We start from the raw sequence: 11,076 nt of genomic DNA, 5'->3' as shown, positions 1-11,076 counted from the left end.
GCTCCCCTTGGGAGAGGGGAGCCGACGCACGCCTACGCGCTCACGATGCCCCGGATGACGCCCAGGTCCACCAGATCCTGGGGCCGGATGCGGAGCTGGTCCGCCGTGGCCCGCACCTCACTCGTGGGGCGCTTGAGGATCGCGGCCGCGAGCTCCGGCGCGATGACGGAGAAGTAGCTGTCCGGCGTGGCCCAGGTGTTGCCGGGTGCGGCCAGTGCGAGGGCGCCGCCCGAGCCGCCCTCGCCGATCACCAGCGTGGTGACGGGCGTACGGGCGGTGGCCACCGCGGCGAACAGGTCCGCGATCGCGGAGCCCGCGCCTCCTCGCTCGGCGTCCGCGTCGTTCGCGGCGCCCGGGGTGTCCACCAGCGTGAGAACGGGGATGCCGAGCCGGCCGGCGAGCCGGATCAGCCGGGCCGCGGTGCGATATCCGGCGGGGCGGGTCGCGGTCCCGCACTGCGCCGCGTACGCGACGGTCCGCCCGTCGTGCGCGAAGCCGAAACCGCACAGCATGCCGTCGTCGGTACCGCCGCAACGGTCACCGCTGATCGCCGCACGTCGCGTGAAGTACGCGTCCAAGTAGGCGGCGGCGCGGGGGTGTTCGGGCGAGCGGGCACGCCGCACGGCGTCCCAGCCGGTGCCGGGGAGGTCGGGGGCGCCGAGGGCGAACGGGGGAGCCGCGGCCGGGGGGTGGGGCGGGGTCGACGAAGGCGTGAGCAGTTCGAGCCAAAGTGTCATCGTCTCGCTCAAATGATCCTCCTGCACTACGGCGTCCACCGCGCCGGCCGCCACCTGGGCCTCGGCCGTGTACGCCGCCGGGTCCGCATCGGGCGGCCGGACCCGGGAGCCCGCGAAGCCGACCTGAGCGCCGGACAGCGCCAACGTCACGTCGGAACCCGCGCCCAGCGTGGCCCAGCCGCCGCCCGTCGTCGGATCCCGCAGCACGGCGATCTGTGCCAGCCCCGCCTCACGGGTGAGCGCCGACTGCCGTGCCACACGCTGGAGTTGGGTGAGGGCGAGCATGCCCTCCTGCATCCGGCTGCCCCCCGTCGCGACGAGCGAGACGACCGGCAGCCGGTGCTCCCGGGCGTAGGTGTACGCCGCTTCCAGCCGGTCGCCGGTGCGCTCGCCCAGCGAGCCGCCGAGGAAGCCGAACTCGAAGGCGATCAGCACGGCGCGGGTGGAGCCGATGACCGCGCTGCCGCAGACGACCGACTCGTCCTCGCCGGTGCGGGCGACGGCGCGGGCGCGCGAGTCGTCGTAACCCTGCCAGGACAGCGGGCCGTCGGGCGCGAAGTGCCGTATGGGTACGGGGAGTTCGGTGAACTCGTCGCAGGCGAGGGCGATGGCCTCGCGGGCCGAGAAGCGCTCAGTCATTCTGGAGGGCTCGCTTAAGGATCTTGCCCATGTCGTTGCGGGGCAGGGACGTGAGGAAGTGCACGGTACGTGGGCGCTTGTGCGGGGCGAGACGGCGGGCCACGTGGTCGGAGAGTTCGCGGTCGAGGCCGGGTCCCGCGGGCTCCACCGGCACCACCCAGGCCACGATCCGCTCGCCCAGGTCGTCGTCCGGCTCACCGGTGACGGCGGCCTCGCGCACGGCGGGGTGTTCGAGCAGCGCGTTCTCGATCTCACCGGCGCCGATCTTGTAACCACCGCTCTTGATCAGGTCGGTGGCCTTGCGGCCCACGATGCGTACGGAGCCGTCCGCGTCGCGCACCGCCATGTCGCCCGTGCGGAACCAGCCGTCCCCGGTGAACGCGGCGGCGGTCGCGTCGGGCCGGTTCAGGTACTCGGTGAAGAGGTTCGGCCCGCGCACCTGGATCTCACCGACCGTCTCACCGTCGTACGGCACCGTGGGATTGCCGTCGGCGTCGCGTCCACCGGTGGGGGTGCCGTCGGAGTCGTACGAGGCGAGCGTCGTCCCGTCCTCCTCGACGAGCCGCAGCTCGACGCCGGGCAGCGGTACGCCGACGGTCCCGGGCCGCGCCTGAGCGTCCACCCTCACACTCGTATTCATGAGGGTCTCCGTCATGCCGTACCGCTCGACGACCCGGCGTCCGGTCGCGGCCGTGATCCGCTCATGGTCGTGCACGGGCAGCGCGGCGGAGCCGGACACGAGCAGCCGCGCCCGGCCGAGCGACTTGGCCAGCTCCGCGTCCTGAGCCAGCGACTCGGCGAGCCGGTGGTACATCGTCGGCACCCCGAACAGCATCGTCGCCCCCTCGCCCAGCTCCCGCGCCACGCCCTCCGCGCTGAACCGCCCCAGATGCCGCACCGACCCGCCCCGTCGCAACGGTCCGAGCACACCCAGGATCAGCCCGTGCACATGGAAGAGCGGCAGCCCGTGCACGAGCACGTCGTCGCCGGTCCACTGCCAGGCGTCGGCCAGCGCGTCCAGGGTGGAGGCGATCGCGCGCCGCGGGATGACGGCGCCCTTGGGCGGGCCGGTGGTGCCGGAGGTGTAGACGATGAGGGCGGGGGAGGAGGGGTCGAGTTCGGCGTGCACCTCCGGCGGTACCGGGCCGGTGGCGTCCACCGCCACATCGATCCGCTCCGACTCACCCAGCGGGCCCGGGAGTGTGTCCCCAGCCCCGGCCAGCACCAGCGACGGCGCGCTGTCCGACAGGATGTGCCCCAGCTCGGCCTCCCCCGACTTGGGGTTGAGCGGCACGGCCGGCACCCCGGCGAGCAGCGCGGCCACCACTCCGACGGCCGTCTCCAGGGACGGCGTCGCCCACACCGCGACCCTCCCCCGCCCGTCGAGCCGCGCGGCCAGCTCACCCGCCGAGGCGGCGAGCTGCGCGTACGTCAGGGACCGGTCGCCGAAGCGCAGGGCGGGCCGCGCCGCGGTCGAAGCACTGACCAGGGCCGGGAAGAGGGAGGACACGTGGGGTACTCCTTGCCGGTGGGGACGCCGGTGGGCGCCCGTAGGGACGTTCTGCGGGTGACAGACAGAACCGTTCCTACACCAGGGCCATGGAAACCCGCCGGAACACGGGATCGATCGACGGAAGCGGGAGGCACATCACACGAGGACGCTCCGGAAGCGGGCGGTCCCGTTTCCGGCCTGGTGTGGTGGCCGCGCCCGCCCCGTGCCGTCAACGATCGTTCTTGAACCGGGAACGATCGTTCGGAAAACGTGGCGCGGGTCGGCCCCGGCCCGTAGTCTCGGCCCACGGGGCGAGAATGTGACGAGTCAACTACCGGGAGTGCCTTGGTGAGTGGGTTCTTGGTGAGTGAGTCGTCCCTGCCTCCGCTTCACGAGACACTCGCGCGACTCGACACGCAGATCGCCGAGAAGGGCCTCGAGCGCGGCGAAGTCCTCGACGTGGCAGCGCTGTCGCGGGCGACGGCTCTCGCGCAGGACGACGTCCGGGGCCTGCTCGAAGGCGGGTCGGCTCGTGAGGAAGGGGTCGGCGACCGGATCCGGGGGCGGGTGCGCGCGCTGTACGAGGCGTATCTCGCCGAGAGCGGGAGGCGGCCCGCGGATGTCTGCCGGGATGTCGCCTCCGGGCTCGGGATCAGCGACAAGTGGGCCCGTAGCCTCCTCAGCGGCGACAAGATGCCGAACGTGCCGGACCTCACCCGGCTCGCGGAGTTCTTCCACATCGAACAGGGCACGAAGTTCTTCACCGACCCGGCCCCCGTCGTCCTGAACGGGGCGCTGCAGCGCGTTCTGAGGGAGCTGGAAGGCGGGGTGGAGGACGGGCCGCTGCTCAGGTTCACGATCAAGCACGGTGTCGTCACGCTCGCCCTGCGGGGCAGGCGGCTGACTCCCCGCAAGCAGGAAGCGCTCGCCCTCATGCTCGAAGGCCTGCTGAGCGGCGAGGAGACGGAACGATGAGGAGGGGGAGGGGAGCGGCGCAGCGTGCCGGCCGGGTGTGGGCCCGTACGGCCGCGTTGTTCTCCCGCCAGGCCGACTCCGAGATGCGCGGCCTCGCCGTGGAGCTCGCCCGCACGTTGCGGAAGAGGCTCGACGCTCCGGTCGACGTACGGGAGCTGGCCCAGGCGCTGTGCCAGGAGATGAGTGCCCGCCGCGACGGGCGGCCCATTCAGCTGCGCTTCGAGCGCTTCCCCGACGAGATCGAGGTCACCGGCCTGTGGATGGAGTTCCACGACTTCGACCTCGTCGTCGTCGAGGAGCGCGCCGAGACCGTGCAGCAACTCGTCATCCTCGGCCATGAGTTGTGGCACATGGCAGCGGGGCACTCGCACTCGCACCACCACTTCGCCGGCGCGGCCGCCGCACGCGCCCTCTCCGACGACCCCGGCTGGCAGGAGATCGCGCTCACCGTCGCCGCCCGCAACGGTTCCCATGAGGCCGACGAGGCCGAGGCGGAGGACTTCGGCCTCCATCTCGCGAGTGTGTTCCGGTCCTGGGTGACCGGGTCCCGTACCCAGGGACCGGTCGACCCGGTCGGACGGGCCATCCAGGCCGCCCTGGGCTACCGCGGACCCCAGGACTGACCGGCGATGAATCCTTCCCGCTTCTTCGCCGGGTTCTACATCTCGTTCTGGATCCCGACGGCGGTCCTCACCGCCGCCCTGGCGATCAAACTGCCCAGCATCGTCAAGCTCTGGAAGGACCCGCTCCTCCGAGCCGTCGGCGGCCTCCTCGTCCTCGCCTGCGCGGTCTTCGTCTTCGCGGCGCCGCAGACCATCGCCTGGACCAACCGCGTCACCGGCGTACCGAACATCGCGGCGCCCCTGGTCTACAGCCTCATCACCGCGTTCTGCGGGTCCTGTCTGCTGCTGATCACCGCCTGGCGCAACGGCATCTCCGACCGTTCGCGCACCACCCGCCGCGCCACCCGCTGGGTGGTCACCGTCTACGCGGGCGTGATCGTCGCCCTGTGGGTGCTGTTCGCGCTCGCCGACGCGGACGTCGAACGGGTGCGGGACCTCGACACGTACTACGCCCGCACCGCTTTCATGCGCGAAGAGATCGTGCTCTATCTGCTCGCGCACACCGTGGCCTGTGTGATCACGTCCAAGCTGATCTGGAACTGGATCCGCACCGACGGACTCGACGTATGGCTGCGCAGCGGTCTGAAGTCCCTGGGCGTCGGCTACGCGATGAACCTGATCTACGACAGCGCGAAGATCGCGGCGGTCGTCGCCCGCTGGACCGGCCACGACCTGGACTGGCTGAGCACCGGCCTGGCCCCGCCGGTCGCCGCCGTCTCCGCCATCCTGATCGCGGTCGGCTTCATCCTGCCGCACGCCGGCCAGTACCTGCACCGCCGTGCGCGCACCCGGCTCTCCCACTGGCACCTGCGCCCCCTGTACCGGCTGACCCGGACCGTCACCGGCGGCCGTATCCCGCTCAAGCTCCGGGCCACCCCCGAGCTGCGGCTGACGCGCCGCGAGACGTTCATCCGCGACGCGCTGCTCCATCTCGCCCGGTTCATCGACGAGGACCTGTGGCGCAGGGCGTACGACGCGGCCGATGGCCTGGGATTCGAGGCGGGCCGGGCCCGGTCGCTCGCCCACGTCGTGACGATCAAGGATGCCATCGAGACCAGGAAACGAACCCGGGAGGGGGACATCACCGCTCCCCTCAACAGTCCGGACACGGAGAGCCTGCTGGCGGACATCGAGGCCGTGTCCCGAACCCTCCGCCACACCGACGACATCAGGGCGGTCCGCGACGCAGCGGCCGCCGCAGCAGAGAGCGTGCCAGCCCCATGAGTGCCAGCCCCAGCCCCACGAGTGTCCCCGCCCGGCCCCTGAGATCCGCCGTCGTCCTCGGCGGCAGCCTGGCCGGCATGCTCGCGGCCCGCGCCCTGGCCGAGTTCGCGGACGTCGTCACGATCGTCGAGCGCGACGTCCTGCCCGACGGACCCGAGCGGCGCAAGAACCTGCCCCAGGCCCAGCACGTGCACACGCTGTGGTCCGGCGGCGTACAGGCGGTCGAGGAACTCGTGCCGGGCGTCACCGAACTGCTCGCCGCGGCCGGAGCGCACCGCCTGCCGGTGCCGACGGACATGGTGGCACTCTCGTCCCAGGGCTGGTTCCGCCGCTGGACCGAGTCCCACTTCATGATCCTCAGCAGCCGCGATCTGCTCGACGCGACCCTCCGGGCGAAGGTCCTCGAAGACGACCGGATCAAGCTTGTCGAACGCGCCGAGGCGCTCGGCCTCGCCGGCAGTGCCACCGCCGTCACCGGCGTCCGCGTCCGCAGCCACGACGACGCCGAGCGCACCCTCCCGGCCGACCTGGTCGTCGACGCCACCGGACGCGCCTCCCGCACCCCGGAGTGGCTGACGGCCCTGGGCCTCCCGGCCCCCGGACAACGGGAGGTCAACTCAGGCCTCGCGTACGCCAGTCGGCTCTATCGCGCCCCCGAGAAGGCGCGGCACGGCTTCCCCGTCATCAACGTGCAGCCGGTCCCGCGCGACGGAAAGCCAGGCAAGGGGGGCGTCCTGGTGCCCATCGAGGACGGCCGCTGGCTGGTCACCCTGTCGGGCACCCGCGGCGGCGAGCCCACCGCCGACGAGACGCACTTCCACCGCTTCGCCCTCGAGGAGCTGCGCCACCCTGTCATCGGCGAGCTCATCGCCCACGCCGAACCGCTGACCGGTGTGGCCCTCACCCGGACCACCGCGAACCGCCGCCACTACTACGAGCGCGCCCGACGCTGGCCCGACGGCTTCGTCGTCCTCGGCGACGCGCTCGCCGCGTACAACCCGGTCTACGGCCACGGCATGTCGGTCGCGGCCCAGAGCGCGCTGGCGCTGCGCGCCACGATCCGCCGCCGGGGCTGGGGCACCCCCGGGCTGGCCCGCGCCGTCCAGAAGGCGGCGGCCCGCCCGGTCGACGCAGCCTGGGACCTCGCCACCGGCCAGGACGTCTTCTACCCCGGGGCGACGAAGACCGGCCCCACCCTCCGGGACCGCATCCTCGCCGGATACGTCGACCGTCTCCTCTACACCGCCACCGGCAACGGCCGCATCGCCCGCCGCTTCACCGACGTCTCCTCCCTCCAACGCGGCGCCCACGTCCTCCTCACCCCCGGCGTCCTCCTCGCCGCCGTACGCGGCCCCCTCAAGCCCCAGCTCACCGAGCCACCCCTCACCCACGAGGAGTGGAAGGCGGCCGACGGGCCGACCGTCAACGGTTGAAGCGGCGATTGTTAGCCTCGCCGGGCATCAGCCGTTACGAGGATGGAGTCCGCCGTGGCCCGCACAGCCGCCCGTGCCCGAGTCGCACTTGCCACCTACCGTCCGGAGGAGGGCGAGGTCAGCGCGGACCGGGATCTGCCCGTGCTGAAGGCGGCACTGGAGGAGGCCGGGGCGGCGGCCTCGGTCGAGTTCTGGGACGACCCGGAGGTCGACTGGGGGGCGTTCGACCTCGTCGTGATCCGGTCGACCTGGGACTACAGCTGGCGGGTGGCGGAGTTCGTGGCGTGGGCCGAGCGGTGCGGGAAGGTCACGCGGCTGGCGAATCCGGCGGCGGTGGTGCGGTGGAACACCGACAAGCGTTACATCGGGGAGCTGGCGGAGGCCGGGGTGCCGACCGTACCGACCAGGTATCTCGCGCCGGGTGACCCCGCGAGTCTCGCCGATCTTCCCGACGGCCACGAGTTCGTCGTGAAACCCACGTCGGGCGCGGGTGCGCGGTTCGCCGCCCGCTACACGCCCGAGGAGCGGGAGACCGCCGTACGGCAGCTCGCGCGCATGCATGAGGAGGGGCTGACCGCGATGGTCCAGCCCTATCTGACGAACATCGACACCGCCGGGGAGCGCGCACTGCAGTTCTTCGGCGGACGTCTCCTGCACGCCAGTCGCAAGGGCGCCGTGCTCGCGCCCGGGACGGCGTACGACGCGGACAAGGTTGCGCATCCCCGGCTGGAGGTGTGGGAGCCGACTCCGGCCGAACTCTCGGTGGCGAACAAGGCGTTGGCATCCGTACCCCAGGGCCCCGACGCACCGGAGTTGCTCTACGCCCGCGTCGATCTCGTCGACGGCGACGACGGGGAGCCCTGCGTCATGGAACTCGAGCTCGTCGAGCCGAATCTCTTCCTGTGGCTGCACCCGGAGTCGGTACCGAGTGTCGTCGAGGCGATCCTGCGGGCAGCGGACGAGCGGTAGGGACTGCGGTGATACGACCTGCCCGGGAGCCACTGGGTTCTGGGGCCGTGATGACGAGCCACTTCCGACCACGGATGTGGCGTCCTTTCGGCGTGCCTGCGCCGAAGCCGCACGAGGGAGCCGGGCCCGGGTCGGGGAACTGGTCTCCGCCGAGGCGCACACCTTTCACTCGGTCACGATCGCCCAAGGCCCTGTGTCACACATAGTGCTGTGTCACGCTCACCTGCCGGTCGCCGCCTTCATCGAGACGCCCCCGATGCCGGGCAAGCCGGTGTCGGGCTTCGTGGACCCGCCGTCGTGGGCGGGCGGGTTCGAGGCCGCGGGCCTGCGGATACTGCCGGTCGAGGAACTGAGTACGCCGATGACCCGGGTGGACCTGAGCGAGCTGTCGACAGCGGAGCTCGCCCAGATCCGTTACTGGCACCCGGAGGTGCTCAGCGACCTGCTGTTCAACTGGTGGGACTGACCCGCTGCAACAGCCCCCAGGTGAACTCCGCCGCGCACTCCCGCCGTACCCCCGACTCGTCCGGGGCCGTGAACGCCAGGCCCCAGCGGGTCGGGGCGGTGCCCTCCAGGGGGCGGGCGGGGGCGAAGGCGTGGGCGACCTCGTCGACCGTGCAGGACCAGGGGCGGAGGTCGTCCAGGGTCTTCAGGACGGGGCCTTCGGCGTCTGGGGCGCGGACCAGCCACTCGTTCCAGGCCACGCCGTTCGGGGCGACGAGGACCTCGAAGCGGAGGTCCGGCCAGAGGGGAACGGGCCAGAGGTGGGCCTCGCAGGCGAGGTCGCCGATCTGGCGGGGGGTGACCGACTCCGGAGGGCCGAGGATCGAGCGATAGCGGGAGGTCGCGGCGCGGGAGCGCGGGGCGTGCAGCATCGCCTGCCAGCGGCGGTTGGCCTCGCGCATCTCGGCGATGGAGACGCCCAGCTCGTGGCGGGCGTCCTCGACCAGGTCCGGGTTGTGGTCGGCCATGCGGCGCAGCAGGACGAGTTGGAAGTCGAGCGGGGTGAAGGGGCTAGCGGGTCGCTTGGCGGGCATGGGGTCCATGCTCGCGTATCGGGTGGGCGCCCGGGCGGCGGCCGTCCGGCAGGAAGAGGACCGAGTTCACGTAGCGGAGGCCGGGCGGGGGGGAGGACCCGGCGTAGTAGACCCTGCGCGACCACGTGGGACGTGCGGGCCTGGTGGGCCTCCAGGGGGAAGGACGCGAGCGGGAGCCAGCTGGTGCTGGGGAGGACCCAGCCGGTGTAGCCGCGCTCCGAGAGGTACGTGATCACGGGGGCGATCGGCTGGATGCGGGACTCCAGTTCGATGAAGAGGGCGGGGCGGTCGCGGGCCAGCAAGGCGTCCGCGCCGCGCAGGACCGCCAGCTCGTTGCCGTCCACGTCGATCTTGATGAAGCCGACGTCGCGGAGGTTCAGGCCGTCGAGGGTCACGCAGGGGACTTCGAGGGCGCGGGCGTGGATGTCCCGGCGGACCAGGGACGAGACGCCCCGGTCGCCCGCGTCGCCCGGCGGCAGCCAGAGGCGGGCCGTGCCCGGCTGGTCGGAGGCGGCGGCGCGGACCACGCGGACGTTCGCGGGGGTGCCGGAGGCGAGGAGCCCGGCCAGGTGGGGGACCGGTTCGATGGTCACCACGCGGTGGGCCCGGCGCGACAGACGGTGCGTCCAGGGGCCGTACCAGCCGCCCACGTCCACGGCCGTGCCGCAGCCGGGCGGGCAGAGTTCGGCGAGGCGGGCCAGCTCGGGTTCGAAGCGCGGGTAGACGAGCCGGGCGGTGGCGGCGACCAGGCGGGTGGGGAGGAAGGGGGCGAGGCGGGCGGCCAGGGTTCTCCTCGCGCGGCCGGTCATGGGGCCATCCGCTTGAGGAGTTCCTCGTGTTCGTCCTCCGTGACCTGCTCCCCGGAGGACGGCAGCAGCTGCGGAATGCCGTCGACGATCGGGTAGCGGCGGTGCAGGCGCGGGTTGTAGAGCGCCTCCTCGGAACTCGGGGCATCGTCCGGGACCAGCAGGTGCAACGGGCCTTTGTCCAGGGGACAGGCCAGGATCTTGAGCAGTGGGTCGTCGGGGTTCATGGGGGCGTCAACTCCTTGGCCGCGATGGGGGGTTGGGGTGCCGTGTCGTGCTTGGGCATGGCGAGCAGTACGGACACCGCGAGGGCGGTGCCCGCCAGGCGCAGCGCCAGCCGCACCGGATCCTGCGGCAGCGCCTCACCGAACGCGAGCGTGCCGAGCACCGCTGTGAACAGACACGTCACTGTCGTACAGACCGGCACGATCAGCGAGGCCCGGCAGCGTTGCAACGCCGCCTGCGACATGACCAGGCCGAACGCGCCGGTGAAGAGGAGGAGATAGGGGTACGGGGAGCGGAGGACGGCAACGACCGCCCCCGCCAGGTCGGTTGTCGTCAGATAGCTCGACACGCCTTTGATGGCCAGCGAGCTCACCCCGTACAACAGGCCCACCGCCACGCCGTATTCGACCCCCGTCGTCGGCATCCGGTGCCGGTGTCGCGCGCGGCGCTCGGCGGCCCGGTACAGCCACACGCCCGTCGCCAGCGTCGGCAGGCAGACCGTGAGGACGAGCGGGGCGGGCGCGCCGCGGCCGACGGTGTCCGAGCCCTCGCTCAGGGAGAGGACCACCATCAGCAGGGCGAGGAGGATCGCGCCGAGCGCATACCGCTCGCGGCCGGTCGTCTCCTCACCGAGCAGCTGGGAGGAGAGCAGTACCAGCAGGACGAGTCCGGAGACGAAGATGCCCTGGGCGGCGGCGATCGGCAGGGTGCGGTAGACGGCGAGCTGGGCGCCGAACCCGGCGGCGAGGGCGAGCGAGCCGCCGATCCACAGGGGGCTGCCCAGGACGAGCCGCAGCAGGTGGGCGGGGCGGCGGATGTCCACCACGGGGAGAGCGGCGAGCGCGCGCTTCTCCAGGACGAATCCGGTGCTGTACAGGACGTTCGCCAGCAGGGCCGCGGCCACTCCCCACCACAT

At 72.3% G+C, this 11,076-nt stretch carries 11 protein-coding genes and 1 pseudogene; 6 read left to right on the top strand and 6 right to left on the bottom strand.

All coding sequences use genetic code 11. The annotated features are described in order from the left end of the window. Positions 1-32: 32 nt before the first annotated feature. Positions 33-1,376 carry a carboxyl transferase domain-containing protein gene (locus ACX28W_RS23390; protein ID WP_459001163.1) on the bottom strand — a complete coding sequence of 448 codons (1,344 nt, stop codon included), beginning with the start codon at positions 1,374-1,376 and terminating at the stop codon, positions 33-35. Next, positions 1,369-2,886 carry an acyl-CoA synthetase gene (locus ACX28W_RS23385; protein WP_459001162.1) on the bottom strand — a complete coding sequence of 506 codons (1,518 nt, stop codon included), beginning with the start codon at positions 2,884-2,886 and terminating at the stop codon, positions 1,369-1,371. Before ACX28W_RS23385 ends, ACX28W_RS23390 begins: the two co-directional genes overlap by 8 nt. 330 nt (positions 2,887-3,216) lie before the next feature. Here ACX28W_RS23385 and ACX28W_RS23380 point away from each other — a divergent pair, with 330 nt between their 5' ends. The 6 genes from ACX28W_RS23380 (at position 3,217) to ACX28W_RS23355 (ending at position 8,558) form a co-directional block, all read left to right on the top strand. Further along, complete coding sequence (locus ACX28W_RS23380; RefSeq protein ID WP_459001161.1) at positions 3,217-3,843, top strand: transcriptional regulator; 627 nt, start codon at positions 3,217-3,219, stop codon at positions 3,841-3,843. After that, positions 3,840-4,466 (top strand): toxin-antitoxin system, toxin component family protein, encoded by a 627-nt coding sequence (locus ACX28W_RS23375; protein WP_459001160.1) that lies wholly within the window; start codon positions 3,840-3,842, stop codon positions 4,464-4,466. Before ACX28W_RS23380 ends, ACX28W_RS23375 begins: the two co-directional genes overlap by 4 nt. 6 nt (positions 4,467-4,472) lie before the next feature. Further along, positions 4,473-5,690: an MAB_1171c family putative transporter gene (locus tag ACX28W_RS23370; RefSeq protein ID WP_459001158.1), complete on the top strand. Its 1,218-nt coding sequence runs from the start codon at positions 4,473-4,475 to the stop codon at positions 5,688-5,690. After that, positions 5,687-7,123: an FAD-dependent oxidoreductase gene (locus tag ACX28W_RS23365; protein ID WP_459001156.1), complete on the top strand. Its 1,437-nt coding sequence runs from the start codon at positions 5,687-5,689 to the stop codon at positions 7,121-7,123. The genes ACX28W_RS23370 and ACX28W_RS23365 overlap by 4 nt, the downstream gene beginning before the upstream one ends. A 42-nt stretch (positions 7,124-7,165) precedes the next feature. Next, entirely contained in the window at positions 7,166-8,092 is a 927-nt protein-coding gene (locus ACX28W_RS23360) for an ATP-grasp domain-containing protein (RefSeq protein ID WP_459001155.1), read from the top strand. A 193-nt stretch (positions 8,093-8,285) separates the two neighbouring features. Next, positions 8,286-8,558 carry a hypothetical protein gene (locus ACX28W_RS23355; protein WP_459001153.1) on the top strand — a complete coding sequence of 91 codons (273 nt, stop codon included), beginning with the start codon at positions 8,286-8,288 and terminating at the stop codon, positions 8,556-8,558. On the opposite strand, the gene ACX28W_RS23350 is transcribed toward ACX28W_RS23355, so the two are convergent. From ACX28W_RS23350 to ACX28W_RS23335, 4 genes and pseudogenes are all read right to left on the bottom strand, one after another. Next, on the bottom strand, positions 8,542-9,138 hold the full coding sequence (locus ACX28W_RS23350) for a hypothetical protein (protein WP_459001151.1): 597 nt from the start codon (positions 9,136-9,138) through the stop codon (positions 8,542-8,544). The genes ACX28W_RS23355 and ACX28W_RS23350 overlap by 17 nt on opposite strands. Next, positions 9,107-9,938, bottom strand: a pseudogene (locus ACX28W_RS23345) (FkbM family methyltransferase). The gene ACX28W_RS23350 and the pseudogene ACX28W_RS23345 overlap by 32 nt, the downstream one beginning before the upstream one ends. Beyond that, a complete protein-coding gene (locus tag ACX28W_RS23340) occupies positions 9,935-10,162 on the bottom strand; it encodes a Trm112 family protein (RefSeq protein ID WP_459001149.1) in 228 nt (75 codons plus the stop codon). The pseudogene ACX28W_RS23345 and the gene ACX28W_RS23340 overlap by 4 nt, the downstream one beginning before the upstream one ends. After that, positions 10,159-11,064 (bottom strand): hypothetical protein, encoded by a 906-nt coding sequence (locus ACX28W_RS23335; protein ID WP_459001197.1) that lies wholly within the window; start codon positions 11,062-11,064, stop codon positions 10,159-10,161. The genes ACX28W_RS23340 and ACX28W_RS23335 overlap by 4 nt, the downstream gene beginning before the upstream one ends. Positions 11,065-11,076: the final 12 nt, after the last annotated feature.

Source organism: Streptomyces sp. SD15 (assembly GCF_054462255.1).
This window is presented reverse-complemented; position numbering and strand designations above follow the sequence as displayed.